At 64.9% G+C, this 17283-nt stretch carries 13 protein-coding genes; 8 read left to right on the top strand and 5 right to left on the bottom strand.

Annotated features, from left to right (window positions below; genetic code table 11):
* Window positions 1-140: 140 nt before the first annotated feature.
* Complete coding sequence (locus AAHK20_RS17075) at window positions 141-374, bottom strand: hypothetical protein (protein WP_449182666.1); 234 nt, start codon at window positions 372-374, stop codon at window positions 141-143.
* Between the two features lie 172 nt (window positions 375-546).
* Between AAHK20_RS17075 and AAHK20_RS17070 the strand changes: the two genes are divergently transcribed.
* A complete protein-coding gene (locus AAHK20_RS17070) occupies window positions 547-1176 on the top strand; it encodes a LysE family translocator (RefSeq protein ID WP_449182665.1) in 630 nt (209 codons plus the stop codon).
* 46 nt (window positions 1177-1222) lie between these two features.
* On the opposite strand, the gene AAHK20_RS17065 is transcribed toward AAHK20_RS17070, so the two are convergent.
* Window positions 1223-1480 (bottom strand): hypothetical protein, encoded by a 258-nt coding sequence (locus tag AAHK20_RS17065; RefSeq protein WP_449182664.1) that lies wholly within the window; start codon window positions 1478-1480, stop codon window positions 1223-1225.
* 245 nt (window positions 1481-1725) lie between these two features.
* The gene (locus AAHK20_RS17060; RefSeq protein ID WP_449182663.1) at window positions 1726-2235 is read right to left on the bottom strand and encodes a DUF1993 domain-containing protein; all 510 of its coding nucleotides are present in this window, start codon (window positions 2233-2235) and stop codon (window positions 1726-1728) included.
* A gap of 316 nt (window positions 2236-2551) precedes the next feature.
* On the opposite strand from AAHK20_RS17060, the gene AAHK20_RS17055 reads away from it, so the two are divergent.
* From AAHK20_RS17055 to AAHK20_RS17040, 4 genes are all read left to right on the top strand, one after another.
* Window positions 2552-4108, top strand: coding sequence for a S53 family peptidase (locus AAHK20_RS17055; RefSeq protein WP_449182662.1), 1557 nt, complete (start codon window positions 2552-2554; stop codon window positions 4106-4108).
* Between the two features lie 127 nt (window positions 4109-4235).
* Entirely contained in the window at window positions 4236-5912 is a 1677-nt protein-coding gene (locus tag AAHK20_RS17050) for a S10 family peptidase (RefSeq protein ID WP_449182661.1), read from the top strand.
* A gap of 150 nt (window positions 5913-6062) precedes the next feature.
* A complete protein-coding gene (locus tag AAHK20_RS17045; RefSeq protein ID WP_449182660.1) occupies window positions 6063-6896 on the top strand; it encodes a GyrI-like domain-containing protein in 834 nt (277 codons plus the stop codon).
* A gap of 320 nt (window positions 6897-7216) precedes the next feature.
* Entirely contained in the window at window positions 7217-8305 is a 1089-nt protein-coding gene (locus tag AAHK20_RS17040) for a L,D-transpeptidase (RefSeq protein WP_449182659.1), read from the top strand.
* Window positions 8306-8361: 56 nt separating this feature from the next.
* On the opposite strand, the gene AAHK20_RS17035 is transcribed toward AAHK20_RS17040, so the two are convergent.
* The gene (locus AAHK20_RS17035; RefSeq protein ID WP_449182658.1) at window positions 8362-9231 is read right to left on the bottom strand and encodes a DMT family transporter; all 870 of its coding nucleotides are present in this window, start codon (window positions 9229-9231) and stop codon (window positions 8362-8364) included.
* Window positions 9232-9914: 683 nt separating this feature from the next.
* On the opposite strand from AAHK20_RS17035, the gene AAHK20_RS17030 reads away from it, so the two are divergent.
* Both AAHK20_RS17030 and AAHK20_RS17025 read left to right on the top strand, forming a co-directional pair.
* Complete coding sequence (locus AAHK20_RS17030) at window positions 9915-11387, top strand: circularly permuted type 2 ATP-grasp protein (protein WP_449182657.1); 1473 nt, start codon at window positions 9915-9917, stop codon at window positions 11385-11387.
* A 70-nt stretch (window positions 11388-11457) separates the two neighbouring features.
* Window positions 11458-12432, top strand: a complete 975-nt coding sequence (locus AAHK20_RS17025; RefSeq protein ID WP_449182656.1) for an alpha-E domain-containing protein — start codon at window positions 11458-11460, stop codon at window positions 12430-12432.
* 35 nt (window positions 12433-12467) lie between these two features.
* Here AAHK20_RS17025 and AAHK20_RS17020 read toward each other — a convergent pair whose 3' ends face one another.
* Window positions 12468-13532 carry a zinc-binding metallopeptidase family protein gene (locus AAHK20_RS17020; RefSeq protein ID WP_449182655.1) on the bottom strand — a complete coding sequence of 355 codons (1065 nt, stop codon included), beginning with the start codon at window positions 13530-13532 and terminating at the stop codon, window positions 12468-12470.
* 223 nt (window positions 13533-13755) lie between these two features.
* On the opposite strand from AAHK20_RS17020, the gene AAHK20_RS17015 reads away from it, so the two are divergent.
* Entirely contained in the window at window positions 13756-17244 is a 3489-nt protein-coding gene (locus tag AAHK20_RS17015; protein ID WP_449182654.1) for a transglutaminase family protein, read from the top strand.
* Window positions 17245-17283 lie beyond the last annotated feature (39 nt).

The following is a 17283-nucleotide window of genomic DNA, read 5'->3' as shown; positions in this document are numbered from 1 at the left end:
GGCGAGGTTCTATTGGCGGTCATCGATCGCAACTAACGGTCAGCCCCGCCAGCCCCCTCCGAATTGGGCGAAGGCTCGAGCGGATAACAACGTCGACGTCCTTATCCAGCGCGCTCAAGGCGAGCGCACAACTAGTTCACTCAACGGTTGCCGTCAAGCAGATCGCCGAGGATTTCGTCGAACGCCGCTTGCGCGTCTTCGAGCTCCTGCAAGGCGGCGTCGAACGTTTGCAGCGCGAATTGCGACGGGCTGCCTGCGCCTTGCGGCGGGAATTGCGATTGCAGCGACGCGAACGCCGTCTGGACTTGGCGCGTGGCGTTCAGGACGCGCTCCATCGCGCGGGTTTCTTCGGCTCGTGCCTGTTCGGGATTCATCGGTAAGACTCCATGGTTCATTAGCGTCGCCACTATGCCATGTGAAGCCCGGGTGGGTTAGGGGAAAGCTCCAAAATATCAAGATGACGCTCTGAAAATGGCCTGAAATCGCTCCGCCGTCGATTGCAAGATAGAGCCCTATTTAGAACCCTCTTCATCTGCGGTGCGCGTCATGGTTTCCAGTCATTTGCTGATCGTTTATATCGCTGCGTTGGTCGTCGTGTTTGCGGTGCCGGGGCCGGACATGGCCCTCGTGCTGCAAACCAGCATCGGACGCGGTGCGCGCTCGGGGCTCAAAGTGGCGGGCGGGCTGGCCGTTTCGCGGGCGACGCACGTGACGCTCTCGGCGTGCGGCGTGGCGGCGCTTCTGCAAAGCGCGCCGTGGCTCTATGAAGTGGTGCGCTATGGCGGCGCGGTGTATCTGGCCTACGTCGCGATTCAGATTTTCCGCTCGCCGGTGTTCGCGTTACCGGCCAGCGACGAAACCGATCGCTCGGCGAGCCCGTTGCGCGCCATGTTCTTCAAGGGCTTGCTGACGAACCTGCTCAATCCGAAGGCGCTGCTGTTCTGTTCCGTGCTGCTGCCGCAGTTCGTGCGCCCCGAGGCTGGCCCGGTCGCGCTGCAAGTGACCGAACTGGGCGTTCTGCTCGTGGTGACTGGCGCGTGTTTCGACATGATCTACGCGTTCGGCGCCGCGCGGATCTCGAGCTGGATGCGCTCGCATCCGCTGGCGCAGACCCTGCAACGCTGGACGTTCTCCGCCGCGCTGATCGGTTTTGCGTTGCGCTTGTCGTTGGACTGAACGCTGCTGGCCCCGCGGTTGGCCCCGCAGTTCGCCCCTAAGCCGCTCAGCGGATAATTCGGATCGATAGGGAATCCGAACTAACGGAGGTGTCTTGCGAAGCCGCGGACGTCTTCCCGCGCGGCTTGCGCGGCGCCCGCTTCGCTCGAGGGTTGCGGGCGCTCTCGGACGCCCGGCGCACGGCCGCCGCAAAACGTTCGAGCGCGGACACCGAGCCGCACACGCTTTGGTAGATCTCGCTGCCGATCCGGCCGTCGAGGATGACTTGCATGCCCGAAGCACGCGCCAAGTCGATGATGTCCATTTGCGCCCCCTCGTTTGAATTCCACAGTTCTTGATTGGATAACACGGCGTCGCGCGTGTTTATTCCGTTTTTTGCGAGGCTCGCCTTCGCGGTCCGGGCTTGCTTGCATCGCGGCCTTCATGCGGTCAAGACGAATGCGGCGGCCGGGCTTTTCAAGGGGGAGGGGGTGTGGATTACGCGGATAAGGTGCACGGATAAGCGGCGCCCCGCTGCCGGGGGCGCCGCTTTCGTGCTGGGTTCGGTGCTTAGTTCGACTTGCCCAGATAGTCGAGCTTGCCGATTTCGACGCCGTTGTGGCGCAGGATGTCGTACGCGGTCGTGGTGTGGAAGTAGAAGTTGGGCGTCACGAAGCCGAGCAGGTAGCTCGAACCGGTGAACTCGATCGGACCCGAGCGCATCTTGAGGACGATGGTGCGCTCCTCGCTGCCGTCGATCTGCGCGGGCGTGAATTCGTTCAGATACGCGATGGTCTTGTCGATGCGTTCACACAGCTCGTCGAACGTCACTTCGACGTCTTCGAATTTCGGCGCCTCGACGCCGGCGAGACGGGCCACGCAGCCCTTCGCCGTGTCGGTGGCGATGTGCACCTGACGGTTCAGCGGCAGCATGTCCGGGAAGAGGCGGGCGCTGACGAACGCCGCTTGGTCGATCTGCTTTTCGGCAGCGTGCGCCTGGGCCTTGCCGAGAATGGTTTTCAGGTTGGTCAGGCCGCGCACGAGCACGGGCACCGACGCTTGGTACATGGACAGGGTCATGGATTCTTCCTCGAGTTCTTCGATGGGCGCGCGCAACGCGCGCCTCAGGTACCGCATGTAACGGATGTAACGCGGCGGCGTCGGCCGACAAAAACCGCCGCCAGCATGATATGCCGAAAGCGGCACACCGCGCCGGCTTCCAAATCGGCTGCGGTGATTCGTCCAACGGATATCGAGGCCGCGCGACTCCGATCGTTCAGGCGGTGCGTTTTTCGCGCCGCGCAAGAACATGGGGCGCTGTGTCGTGTATCTAGGAACTGCGCACGAGCACTATTGTCGGAGCTTTGGCGTAGTCCTCGAATAGGAGCGTCAAACCATGGCAAAACATCCACTGGCCGGCAGTGAACGAGCGGTGGCGGAAGGTTCGAAGTGTTTGGGGCAGTGCGACCCAGGCGAAAAGATACGCGTGGTGGTAATGCTGCGCCGCCAATCGGAAGCAGCGTTAAACCAGTTACTGGGGGAAATCGGCAAAGGTTCAAACGTCGCGCCGCTCGCGCGCGACGCGTTCTCGCAACGCTTCGGCGCCGCAGCCGAAGACATCGCCAAGGTGCGCGGCTTTGCGGCGCAACATGGGCTCGCGGTCGTGCGCGCGAGTTCGGCGGAAAGCACGGTCGTGCTGTCGGGCACGATCGCCCAATTCGAAGCGGCGTTCGACGTCAAGCTCGAGCGCTACGAGCACCACACGATCGGCCAATATCGCGGCCGTAGCGGCACCATCAACCTGCCCGACGAGCTGCACGGCATCGTCACGGCCGTGCTCGGGCTCGACAACCGGCCGCAGGCGCGCACGCATTTCCGGATGCGTCCTCGCTTCCAGCCGGCGCAAGCGGCGGCGGAATCGTTTACACCGCTGCAAATCGCGTCGCTCTACAACTTCCCGGCCGGCGACGGCGGCGGCCAATGCATCGGCATCATCGAACTCGGCGGCGGCTATAACAGCAGCGACCTGCAATCGTATTTCTCGAGCCTTGGCGTGCCGCTGCCCAAGGTGGTGCCGGTGTCCGTCGACAGCGGCAGCAACGCGCCCAGCGGCGATCCGAACGGTCCTGACGGCGAAGTGACGCTCGACATCGAAATCGCCGGGGCGATCGCGCCGGCTGCGACGATCGCCGTCTATTTCTCGACCAACAGCGACGCCGGCTTTGTCGATGCGGTCAACCAGGCGGTGCACGATACGACGAACCGTCCGTCGGTCATCTCGATCAGCTGGGGCGGGCCGGAAGCGGGGTGGACGCAGCAGTCGGCGCAGGCCTTCAACAGCGTGCTGCAAGCAGCAGCGGCGCTCGGCGTGACGATCTGCGCCGCGTCGGGCGACAGCGGGTCGAGCGAAGGCGTCGGCGACGGCGCCGATCATGTGGATTTTCCCGCCTCGAGCCCGTACGTGCTCGCCTGCGGCGGCACGCGCATCAGCGCCTCGGGTAACACCATCAAGAGCGAAGTCGTGTGGAACGACGGCGCCTCCGGCGGCGCGTCGGGCGGCGGCGTGAGCACGCTGTTCGCGCTGCCGTCCTGGCAGGAAGGGCTCTCGGTGACGCGCACGAAGGGCGGCGCGTCGCAGCTTGCCAATCGCGGCGTGCCCGACGTCGCGGGCGACGCCTCGCCCGATTCCGGTTTCGTCGTGCTGGTCGACGGCAGCCAGTCGGTGGTCGGCGGCACGAGCGCGGTCGCGCCGCTCTGGGCGGCGCTCATTGCGCGCATCAACGCGGCGAAGGGCACGCCGGCCGGCTTCGTCAATCCGAAGCTCTATCAGGCGACAAGCGCGTTCAACGACATTACAAAGGGAAACAACGGCAGTTTCGTGGCATCGCCCGGCTGGGATGCCTGCACCGGCCTCGGGAGCCCCAACGGTCAGAAGGTGGCCGCGGCGCTGTAGTGAGAGACCGCAGTCAGCAATGACAGTCAGCAACGCAGTCCGCAGGAGCAGCAGTTCGTCAACGCAGTCCGCAAAACTAAACATTGAAACGACGCCAAACGTCGCTAACGAAATCGATGGAGCGGTCATGATGAATACCGATTCAGGTTCCGGCAGCACGCAATCGCATCACTCGCCTCATAACTCGCATGCCTCGCCCACGCCGGGGGTGGTTTCGATGGCGCAAGCACTCGGCAATGCCAACGGCGACCAGCCGTTCTTCGATCCGGTCGCCTACGGCAACGGCCCCAACGATTCGGTCACGGATACGAGCGAAGGCGCGGCCATCACGCATCACTCGGTCGTGATCGGCGGGCGCAAGATCGCCTACACGGCGACGGCGGGGCACCTCGTCACCGTCGACGAAAGCAGCTCGCAGCCGAACGCGAAGATGTTCTATGTCGCGTTCACCGAAGACAACCAGCAGGAAGAGACGCGGCCGGTCACGTTTTTCTATAACGGCGGGCCGGGCTCGTCGGCGGTGTTCGTGCTGCTCGGCTCGTTCGCGCCGCGCCGCATCAAGACCGCGATGCCGAGCTTCACGCCGCCCGCGCCGTACCAGATGGAGGACAACCCCGACAGCCTGCTCGACAAGAGCGATCTGGTGTTCATCAACCCGGTCGGCACGGGCTATTCGGCGGCGGTCGCGCCCAACAAGAACATCGACTTCTGGGGCACCGATCCGGACGCGGTCTCGATCAAGCAGTTCATCAAGCGGTTCCTGACGAAGAACAACCGCTGGAATTCGCCGAAGTTCCTGTTCGGCGAGTCATACGGCACGGCGCGCAGTTGCGTGCTCGCGTACATGCTGCATGAGGACGGTGTCGATTTGAACGGCGTCACGCTGCAATCGTCGATCCTCGACTACACGCAGGCGGGCAACCCGGTGGGCGCGCTGCCGACCGCCGCCGCCGATGCCTGGTATCACAAGAAGCTCGGCGTCTCGCCGACGCCGACCAACCTCGGCGATTTCGCCGAGGAAGTCGCGCAGTTCGCGCGCAGCGACTATCTGCAAGCGCTGCAGAAATTCCCGCAGACCGACGACGCCACCGTCGAAAAGCTCAGCGAATTCACGGGCATCGACAAGACGACGCTGATCGCGTGGAGCCTCGACATCGCCGGCTACGACAGCCGCGGCAACTCGCTGTTCCTGACGACGCTGCTCAAGTCGAAGGGCCAGGCGCTCGGCGAGTACGACGGCCGCGTGACCGGCATCGAGACGGGCATCGCGGGCAAGATCGATCCGAACTCGGGCGGCAACGACCCGACGATGACGGCGGTCACGGGCGTCTACACGGCGATGTGGAATTCGTACCTGAACGAGCAGTTGAAGTACACGTCGAACTCGGCGTTCACCGATCTGAACAACCAGGCGTTCGCGAACTGGAATTTCAGCCACATCGATCCGACCGGTGCGCAAAAGGGCGTCGACGCGCAGGGCAATGTGATTCTCTACACGGCAGGTGATTTGGCGGCGGTGATGGCGCTGAACGTCGACTTGAAGGTGCTGTCGGCGAACGGCTTCTACGATTTCGTCACGCCGTTCTATCAGACGGTGCTCGATCTGCAGCAGATGCCGCTGATCGAGCAGCAGGTGCGCGCGAACTTGTCGGCGCGGTTTTATCCGTCGGGGCATATGGTGTATCTCGACGGCAATTCGCGCACGGCGTTGAAGGGAGATCTCGCGAAGATGTACGAGGCGGCGACGGCCGATCAACCGGCGATGGGGCGGATTCGTGCGTTGCAGCAGCGGCATAAGGCCTGACGTCTAACGCTTCAAGGCCGCAGTGCAGTAAAAGGCGGGGCTGACCGAATCGATTTGGTCAGCCCCGTCGGCATTTGGAATTAGCAAGGCCGATCAAACTCGCGGCTCGCGTTGCGGATATAAAACAGTCATGCCCTCACCAGGAACCGTATGAACCCCGTCGGCCGCGCCCTGTGGTTTATCGAAAGTCACTTTTCCCGCGACATCTCGCTTGACGACATCGCCAGCGCCGGGTGCGTGTCGCGCTTTCATCTGTCGCGGGCCTTCGGCGTCGCGACGGGACATTCGATCATGCGCTACGTGCGCGCGCGCCGGCTGAGCGTCGCGGCGAAGTCGCTGTCGAGCGGCGCACCGGACATCCTCTCCGTCGCGCTCGAAGCGGGCTACGGTTCTCACGAGGCATTCACGCGCGCGTTTCGCGAGCAGTTCGGGCTCACGCCCGAGCAGGTTCGCGCACAGCGCCGCATCGATAACCTTGAACTCGTGGAGCCGATCAGAATGGACGACGACCTCATCACCCACCTGGAACCGCCGCGTTTCGAAGACGCGAAGGCATTGCTGATCGCGGGACTAGGCGAGCGCTACGCCTGCGAGACGACCGCCGGCATTCCTGCGCAGTGGCAGCGCTTTGGGCCGCATATCGGCACTTTGCCGGGCCAGGTCGGAAACATGGCTTACGGCGTGTGCTGCAACGGCGACGGCACCGGCAATTTCGATTACATCTGCGGCGTCGAAGTCTCGGACTTCGGGCGGCTGCCTGCCGAGTTTGCGCGGGTGCGGATTGCGGCGCAGCGCTATGCGGTGTTTTCTCATCGCGGACATATCACGACGATTCGGCGCACCTGGAACACGATTTTGAGCCAGTGGCTGCCGAATTCGGAATTCAAGGCCGCCGACGCGCCGGACTTCGAGCGCTACGACGAGCGGTTCGATCCGATGACGGGCAATGGGGTGGTGGAGATTTGGGTGCCGGTCAAAGGTTGATTTGAGGCAAGACCGCGCCGATTTGCCGAGCGGCGGTTTTCGGCGCCGAAGTGTGACGCGAATTGCGGTGGTGCCGATCAAAGTCAAAGAATCGAATTCATCATCTGGTTTACCCGCAGACGGCATCGTTCTCTTGGTAACATCGCGCCTGTCCGCCGGCCGAGGCGGACAACCCATGACAAAACAAAGGCGTGTTGCCGAATTACGTAATGAACGACAAGGATGCTTTCGGCCCGTCGGCAAGCCGTTGCCGGATTGGCGCGGCCGCTCGACAGCGGGGTAACGACGATGATGACCATCCAGCTGGACGTACCGGCTCCATGCACCGCATCAACGATGCGATCAGGACCGCTGGCGCTGCGTGTTGCGCGCTGATGTGCTGTGTGTCGCTCGCTTGGGGGGCGATTCAGCAGGCGCCGGTCTTTGCCGCGTCCGGCGTTGTTTCGGCTTCAGCCGACGAGAACGCGTCGCACGTCGTATATGGCGTGGTGACGCGAGTCGCGTCATCGGTCGCTGCGCCGGCTTCTATACCGGCTCCCGCATCGACACCGCCTTCGACACCCGCACCGGCATCCGCAGCCTCGCTGCCGGCGGCTTCCGCTGTTCCACCTGTCGCCGCGAGCGCCGCCGCTGGCCTCGACCCGCACGCCGCGCTTCTCCTGCGCGCCGACTTCGCCCGCGACGTCAAGCGGCGCCTGAACGTCTCTGCCGCCGACCAGCGCGCCTACGGCGAACGCCTGCAGGCCGCGCTCGAAGAAAAGGACCTTGGCAGCCTGTCGGGTGAATACATCGCGCTCGTTGACCGCAGCCAGAACGTCCAGGCGCTCTTCATCTACTTCCGAACCTCGCCGGAGGCAAGCTGGCAGATGATCGGCGCTTCGCCCGTCGCCACGGGCCGGCCCGGCCAGTTCGATCACTTCATCACGCCGCTCGGCGTGTTCGAGCACACGCCCGCCAACATGGATTTCCGCGCGGAAGGCACGGAGAACCAGAACGGCATTCGCGGCTATGGCAAGCGCGACATGCGGATCTTCGATCTCGGCTGGGCCCAGGGCGAACGCGGCTGGGGCAACGGCGGCGTCTCGCAGATGCGTTTCCAGATGCACGCCACCGATCCGGACAAGCTCGAACCCTTGCTTGGTATACGGCATTCAAAAGGCTGCATTCGAATTCCGGCGTCGCTCAACGTGTTTCTCGACCACTACGGTGTGTTGGATGCCGAATACGAAGCGCTCGTCAGGTCCGGCAGGTCGCTGTGGATTTTGCATTCGGACCGGCAGGTCACGCCGTGGGCGGGCCGCTATATCGTGGTCGTCGATTCCGAGGCGAAAGCGCGTCCGGCGTGGTCGCCGGCTCCCGGCAGCAAGGCTCGCGCTCGCGTGCCCGCGGCAACCGACACCGCCGATTGAGCATTCGCGCAAATCGATGAGCGGCGCGCGGGCCCGCCGCACGGCGCCGCCGACGCTTACGACCGCGCCAGCAACACACCCGCCAGCGCGACGCCAAACCCGGCGATCTGCACGATCGACAGCGTCTCGCCAAACCCTACATAGCCTTCGAGCGCCGCCAGCGGCGGCGCAAGAAAGAGCAGCGCGGTGGCGCGCGACGCGTCGCCGCGCCGCACCATCCACATCAACAGCGTCACGCTGACGCCCGACAACATCACGATCCCCCAGGCGACCGAGATCCAAAGTGTGGTCGACGGTATCCAATGTTTTTCATGCAATGCCAGGGCAAGCACGGCGGCAATGAGCGCCGCGCCGAAGTTCTGCACGGCGCTGGCGCTGCGGATATCGGCCTTCGCCAGCGACGTCTTTTGAAACAGCGTCCCCGCCGTGATCGCGACGACCGCCAGAATCGAAATCCCGACGACTAGCCACGCCGGCGCGTGACCTTGCTGCACGGGCGATGCGGCGGCGAGCTTCGGCGCCAGCACGAGCGCCACGCCCGCGAGCCCGAGCGCCATGCCGCTCCAGCCGCGCGCCGACAGGCGCTCGCCGAAAAGCGGCGCGGCCAGCGCGGCGGTCATGAGCGGCTGCAGCGCGCCGAGCAGCGCCATCACGCCGGCGCTCAAGCCTTGCGCGACGGCCCAATAGCCAGCCCCCAGATAGACGCCCTGCAGCAGCGCCCCGGCAAGCACATGCTTGCCGAGCGCGCGTCCGCGCGGCCACGCCACGCCTGCCGCCCAAGCGGCGAGCGCGAACAGCATCGCCGTTCCGCCGAAGCGGCACAGCAGAAACAGATTGGGATCGGCGTAAGGCTTGATCGCGCGGGCGACCACGAATCCGGTCGACCAGAGCACAACGAAAACAGCGGCTAGGAAGGTGGCGAGCATTGCGAATGGGCGACGGCATCAACGCAAAAAAGACGAGCCGCAGTATTGCGCGTGCGGCGCAACACGTCTTGTTCGAGACTGCAACGCAGTGACGACCGGGAAAACCCGCGTTTGTGCCGGGCACATTCGTGCGGCTTAATCACGAATGACGCACCGTGCCAAGGCGGTGCGCGCGGCGGCGCTCAGACACTTATCGAGCACTAAGTTGGTGCTTGATCCGTGCGTAAGCACCGGCGACAGTTAGAGCGGCAGGACGCCTCTTGGCGACTCGCAAGTGCATCGCACGCACGCGGCAGGTGCGCTCGGCGCGTTGTTGCGCTGCGCGATAGGCGAGGCGGGCGGAAGACCCTGTCTTCGGCATGGAAGTTGCGTCTGCCGCTATCGACGCCTGGTTGTCTCGGCGTCGCGACCTCAGCCGCACATGGCGATCTACGGCTTGATTGCGACGCAACGAGTGAGCGGTCCGGCAGCATCGGACTGCATGAGCGATGTTCCGATCGGGCGCGAACTACGCTGCGAGCCGCAGCGCATTTTCGCTGGATGTCCTCTTTGAGCCTGGCCACGCCGGCAGGCGCGAAGCGAAGACGCCGGCGGATCAGCGGTTCGATCGGAAGAACGCGAAGCGACGGATTGAGGTGCAACCGGGCGGCACATTGGGCACGCACAACAAACGGGTACCGCTTATGACGCAAGCATTCTTCAACGAGATGTTCGAGCGCTGCGAGATCGAGGCGCGCGGCGCGGCCGCCGCCGAGTTTCTGACGAGCGGCGAGCCTCGCGCGCATTACCGCCAACTGCTCAGCTGGATGCAAAGCCAGAGCGAGCAGCAGATCCGCGACAAGCGCGCCGAAGCCGACCTGATTTTCCGCCGCGTTGGCATTACGTTCGCGGTATACGGTGCACAAGATGAAAGCGGCGTCGGCACCGAGCGGACCATCCCGTTCGATGTGATCCCGCGCATCTTTCCCGCCGACGAGTGGGCCGGGCTCGAGCGCGGCTTGCGGCAGCGCGTCAATGCGCTGAACCAGTTCATCCACGACATCTATCACGAGCAGAACATCGTGCGCGCGGGCGTGGTGCCGGCGGACCAGATCGTCGGCAATGCGCAATATCGTCCGGAGATGCAGGGCGTGTCGGTCGCGCGCGATATCTATGCCCACATCGCCGGCATCGACATCGTGCGCGCGGGCGCCGGCGAGTTCTACGTGCTCGAAGACAACCTGCGCGTGCCGTCGGGTGTCTCCTACATGCTCGAAAACCGCAAGATGATGATGCGGCTCTTTCCGGACCTGTTCGCGCGCAACCGGGTGGCGCCCGTCGCGCACTACCCGGACCTGCTGCTCGACACGTTGCGCGCCGCGGCGCCGCAAGGCGTCGACAACCCGACCATCGTCGTGCTGACCCCCGGCATGTACAACTCCGCTTACTTCGAGCACGCGTTCCTCGCGCAGCAGATGGGCATCGAGCTGGTCGAAGGGCAGGACCTGTTCGTCGAAAACGATTACACCTACATGCGGACCACGCAGGGCCCGCAGCGCGTCGACGTGATTTACCGGCGCGTCGACGACGACTTTCTCGATCCCGACGTCTTCCGCCCCAATTCGACGCTCGGCGCAGCGGGCCTGATGTCCGCCTATCGCGCGGGCAACGTGACGTTGTGCAACGCGGTGGGCACGGGCGTCGCCGACGACAAGTCGATCTACCCGTACGTGCCCGACATGGTGCGCTTCTATCTCGGCGAGGAGCCGATCCTCAACAACGTGCCGACGTGGATGTGCCGCAAGCCCGACGACCTCAAGTACGTGCTCGACCATCTGCCGGAGCTGGTCGTGAAGGAGACGCACGGCGCGGGCGGCTACGGGATGCTCGTCGGCCCGGCGTCGACCCAGGCGCAGATCGAGGAGTTTCGCGCGGTGCTCGTCGCCCATCCCGAGAAGTACATCGCGCAGCCGACGCTCGCGCTCTCCACGTGCCCGACCTACGTCGAAGCGGGCATCGCGCCGCGCCACATCGATTTGCGTCCGTTCGTGCTGTCCGGGCACGACGTGAAGATGGTGCCGGGCGGTCTCACGCGCGTCGCGCTGCGCGAGGGCTCGCTCGTCGTGAATTCGTCGCAGGGCGGGGGCACGAAGGATACGTGGGTGCTGGAACGCTAATCGGAGCCAGTCAAACCTAATCAAATACGCCGAACAAGCCAAAGACGAAACACGCTTATTGGGAGCTGTCATGCTGAGCCGCACTGCCGACCACCTCTTCTGGATGGCGCGCTACATCGAGCGCGCCGAAAACACCGCGCGGATACTCGACGCGAACTACCAGCTCTCGCTCCTGCCGCAATCGGACGAGTTCGCGATGTCCGGCTGGCGCGCGATGCTCTCGATCTCCGAGTTGTCGGGCGCCTACGCCGCCGAGCACGCGAAGTTGACGAGCCGCGACGTGATCGCATTCATGGCGTGCGACAAAAACAATTTGTCGTCGATCGTGAGCTGCCTGCGCGCCGCTCGCGAAAACGCGCGCGCCGTGCGCGGCTCGATCACGACGGAGCTGTGGGAAAGCCTGAACACCACCTGGCTCGACTGCCAGAAGTTGCTCGCCGAAGGCATTCTCGAGCGCGATCCGGCCGAGTTCTTCGAATGGGTCAAGTTCCGTTCGCACTTGGCGCGCGGCGTGCAGACCGGCACGATGGTGCGCGACGAATCGTTCTATTTCATCCGCCTCGGCACGGTCATCGAGCGCGCCGACAACACGGCGCGCATCCTCGACGTGAAGTTCGAAATGCGTGAGCAGACGGGCACGCCCGGCGGCACGCAGTCGCTCGACTACTACCACTGGACGGCGTTGCTGCGCTCGGTGTCGGGCTTCGAGGTGTATCGCAAGGTCTATCGCGACGTGATCACGCCGGAGCGCGTGGCGGGTCTCTTGATCCTTTTCGCGGATTGGCCGCGCTCGCTCGCCGCGAGCCTCGACGAGGTGCGCGAGATCCTTGGCCGGGTGCGCAATGCGCGTTCCGCGCAGACCGAGCGGATGGCCGAGCAGCTGTTCGGCGACGTGCGGCGCGGGCGCATCGGCGAGATTCTCTCGAGCGGCCTGCACGCGTATCTCACCGAGTTTCTCGCGCGCGTCAACGACTTGGCGCTGTGCATCAGCCGCGATTTCCTGGTGCCGCTTGCGCCGGCGGAGCCCGAGAGCATCGCGGCGTGAGCGCGTGGTCCGGGCTGCAGTCAGGCCTTGCCTTGCTAACTCTTGGGAGCGGAAGTGAGGATCACGCGATGCACGAAGCGCAGCTTGTCGACGACGGGGGGCGGCAGCGTGAACGGGTAGCCGTCGGGCATGCCGAGGCTGCGGTTCAGGCTGTTCAGCACATAGGTGAGCGGAAACCAGCGCGCCATCAGGCTATCGAAGCCGGCGTCCTCGACGGGCGTCTGGTCGGTCAGCGTCGGTTCGTGCGGGCTGTCGGGCAAGAGTGCGAGTCCGCACGACACGGCGGTGTCGATCGTATCGACGATGTGCAGGTAGTGCGCCCACGTCTCCGCCCAGTCCTCCCACGGATGCATCGTCGCGTACGCGCTGATGTGCGACTGCGCCCAGTCCGCGGGCGGGCCGTTCTTGTAGTAGGCGTCGAGCGCCGCTGCGTAGTCGGCGGTTTCGTCGCCGAAGCGGCGGCGAAAGAGCGGCAGCCAGCGCGTTTGTCCCACCAGGCGGTCGAAGAAGTAGTGGCCGGTTTCGTGGCGGAAGTGGCCAAGGAGCGTGCGGTACGGCTCGCCGAGCGACGAGCGGGTGTGCTCGCGATAGGCGTCGTCGGCCTCCGCGACGTTCAGCGTGACGATGCCGCGATGGTGGCCCGTCATCACGGCGTCGTCGTCTCCGGTGCTTTGGAGGAAGTCGAATTGCAAACCGGTCTCGGGGTTTTCGGCACGCGATTCGAGCTTGAGACCGAGCGCCATCAGCGTGTAGAGCAGGCGCCGCTTCGCCGTTTCAAGCCGGTACCAATAGACGCGGTTGTCCGGAATGTCGAGGTTCGGAATCGTGCCGTTGAGCTGGCACGAGCGGCACAGCGTGTCGGGCGCCTCGGCGGGGATCATCCAGTTGCAGACGTTTTCGACCGCGTAGTTGTGGCACTGGCGGAACAGCGCAGCTTCGGCGCCGGGATGCAGGCTGCGCCAGAGGCCGTCGCCCGCGTCTTCGAACGCGCTGATCTCGCCGACTTCGGGGACGTAGCCGAGCAGCGCGTCGCAGCGCTCGCAGAGCACGTTCTCGAAGAACACTTGTTGTTGGCAGCGGTTGCAGTGGAAGGTTTTCATCGCGTTGGTTCTGGTTTCGTTGCATGCGCGTGAACGACATTGAAACGCGTCGCGCGGCGGCAACGCGTCCGCGCGTTGCATTGCGCCGTGCCGCAAACTTTATGCCGTGCGGTGCGGCCGTGTCACGCGTTTCACTTGGAGCGCGCGCAAGAATACCGCTTTGTTCGTCGGTTCATTCGGTTCTATCGATTCAACCCGTTCACGATCTAGTCAGGAGCCCTGTGTGTCTATTCGAGTCGCGCTGAATCACGTCACGCATTATCGCTATGACCGCCTGGCCGGGCTGTCGCCGCAAGTCGTCCGCCTGCGGCCCGCGCCGCACTGCCGCACGCCGATCGCCTCGTATTCGATGCGCGTGGAGCCCGCGGAGCACTTTATCAACTGGCAGCAAGACGCGTTCGCCAACTATCAGGCGCGGCTCGTGTTTCCCGAGAAGACGCGCGAGTTCAAGGTGACGGTCGACCTCGTCGCCGAGATGGCGGTCTACAACCCGTTCGATTTCTTCCTCGAACCGGACGCCGAGAAGTTTCCGTTCGTCTACTCGGACGATCTGGTTCACGAACTCGCGCCGTACCGCGTGAAGCGCGAGCCGACGCCGCGCTTCGCCAAGTTTCTCGCGAGCATCGACCTCACGCCGATGAAGACCATCGATTTCCTGGTCGAACTGAACCAGCGGCTGCAGCGCGAGATCAGCTATCTGATCCGGATGGAGCCCGGCGTGCAGACGCCGGAAAAGACGCTCGAACTGCGCTCGGGCTCGTGCCGCGACACCGGGTGGCTGCTGGTCGAGACGCTGCGCCATCTTGGGCTGGCGGCGCGCTTCGTGTCCGGCTATTTGCTGCAGCTCACGCCCGACACGAAGTCGATCGACGGCCCGAGCGGAACCGAAGTCGACTTCACCGATCTGCACGCGTGGTGCGAGGTCTATCTGCCGGGCGCGGGCTGGATCGGCTTCGATCCGACCTCCGGCCTGCTGGCGGGCGAGGGGCATATCCCCGTCGCGTGCACGCCGGAGCCGGGCAGCGCCGCGCCGATTTCGGGGGCGGTCGACGAATGCGAGGTGGAGTTCTCGCATGCGATGTCGATCGTGCGCGTGCTCGAAACGCCGCGCGTGACCAAGCCCTACACCGAGGAAGACTGGGCGGACGTCGTAAAGATGGGCGCGCACGTCGACTCGCAACTGGTCGAGCACGACGTGCGCCTGACGATGGGCGGCGAACCGACCTTCGTCTCGGTGCGCGACCGCGACGCGGCCGAGTGGAACACCGACGCGCTCGGCCCGACTAAGCGCGGCTACGCGGTCGCGCTGATGAGCAAGCTGCGCGAGCGTTACGGCACGAACGGGTTTTTGCATACCGGGCAGGGCAAGTGGTATCCCGGCGAGCAGTTGCCGCGCTGGGCGATGTCGCTCTATTGGCGAACCGATGGCGAGCCGTGCTGGCACGATCCCAAACTCTTTGCGGACGAGCGCGAGCCGGGCGTTTATACGTCGTCGGACGCCGAACGCTTCATCCGGCATGTCGCGGGCAAGTTGCAAGTCGACGCGAAGCATGTGCTGCCGGGCTATGAGGATGTCTGGTACTACCTGTGGCGCGAGCGCCGCCTGCCGGTGAACGTCGATCCGTTCGACTCGCGGCTCGACGACGAGATGGAGCGCGTGCGTCTGCGCCGCGTGTTCGGCGCGGGGCTCTCGGCGGTGACGGGCTACGTGCTGCCGCTCGACCGCGCGGACGATAGTCCTGCGTTGCAAGGCCCGCGCTGGGTCAGCGGGCAGTGGTTCTTCCGCGACGAGCGGATGTACCTGATTCCCGGCGATTCGCCGATGGGCTATCGGCTGCCGCTAGATGCTTTGCCGTGGGTGTCGGAGGCCGACTATCCGTATCGGCATGCGCAGGATCCGTTTGCGCCGCCGTCGCCGCTGCGCTCGGCGGCGGAATTGCGTATGCAATATGCGGTCGACGGTATACAAAATGCCGTACCTGGAGTGCGCGCAAACGGGCAGCCGTATGACGGCGAAAGCGGAGGCGGGCGTCCAGGCGACGGCGCTTCGGCAGGAGGCCGTGGTGAACCCGCGGACGCCGATGCGCAGCGCATCCCCGCGCGCGGCGAATCGGCCGCATGGGTCCGCCGCACGGCGCTATGCGTCGAAGCGCGCGACCCGGCGCGCGCCGCTGGGCCCAAAGTGGAAGCCGACGCCTTCGGTCGCGGCCGCCAATTGCTGCATGTCTTCATGCCGCCGCTCGCCGCGCTCGACGACTACCTCGACCTGCTCGCGGCCGTCGAAGCCACCGCGGCCGAGCTGAACGTGAAAGTCGTGATCGAGGGCTATCCGCCGCCGCGCGACCCGCGCCTCAAGGTGCTGCAGGTGACGCCCGATCCGGGCGTGATCGAAGTGAACATCCATCCGGCGTCGAACTGGGACGAACTCGTCGACCACACGGAATACCTGTACCAATCGGCCCACGAGTCGTATCTGTCGAGCGAGAAGTTCATGCTCGACGGCCGCCACTGTGGCACGGGCGGCGGCAATCACTTCGTGCTTGGCGGCGCGACGCCGGCCGACAGTCCGTTCCTGCGTCGGCCCGATTTGCTCGCGAGCCTGATTGCGTACTGGCACAACCATCCGTCGCTGTCGTATCTGTTCTCGGGGCTCTTCATCGGACCGACGAGCCAGGCGCCGCGCGTCGACGAGGCGCGCAACGACCAGGTCTACGAACTGGAAGTCGCGTTCCGCGAGCTGCAGCGCCAGATCGACCTGCTCGGCGGGATCGACGGAAGCGGCGAGAGGATTCCCCCGTGGCTCATCGACCGAGCGCTGCGCAACATCCTGATCGACGTGACCGGCAACACGCACCGCGCCGAGTTCTGTATCGACAAGCTCTATTCGCCCGACGGCCCCACAGGCCGTCTCGGTCTGCTCGAATTGCGCGGTTTCGAAATGCCGCCGCACGCGCGCATGAGCCTCGTGCAGCAACTGCTGTTGCGCGCGCTCGTCGCGCGTTTCTGGCGCGAGCCGTACACGACGCGACTCACGCGCTGGGGCACGGAACTGCACGACCGCTTCCTGCTGAGCACCTTCGTGCAGATGGATTTCGACGACGTGCTCGCCGACCTGAACAACGCCGGCTTCGCGTTCGAACGCAGTTGGTTCGCACCGCATTTCGAATTCCGCTTCCCGCTCGTCGGCGAGCTTCATACGGGCGGCATCTCGATGACCGTGCGCAACGCGCTGGAACCGTGGCACGTGATGGGCGAGGAGGGCGCGGCGGGCACCACGGTGCGCTTCGTCGATTCGTCGGTCGAGCGGCTCGAAGTTCGCGTGCTCGGCCTCAACGAGAATCGCCACGTCGTGACCGTCAACGGTGCGCCGTTGCCACTGCAGCCGACGGGGCGCGTCAGCGAATCGGTCGCCGGCGTGCGGTTCCGCGCGTGGTCGCAGCCGTCCGCGTTGCATCCGACGATCGGCGTGCACGCGCCGCTGACGTTCGACTTCGTCGATACCTGGACCGGCCGCTCGCTCGGCGGATGCCAGTATCATGTCGCACATCCTGGCGGCCGCAATTATCAGACCTTTCCCGTCAACGCTTACGAAGCCGAAAGCCGGCGGCGAGCGCGCTTCTTCACGACCGGCCATACGCCCGGCCCGCTCGACGTGAAAGTGCCCGATCGCACGCTGGAGTTCCCGTTCACGCTGGATTTGCGTCATCGTTGAGTGAAAGGCTGTGAAGCAGGCAGTGAAGCGGGCCGCCGT

This window comes from Trinickia camelliae (genome assembly GCF_053525655.1).
The sequence above is the reverse complement of the archived record's forward strand: the minus strand, read 5'-3'. Positions and strand labels throughout refer to the sequence as shown.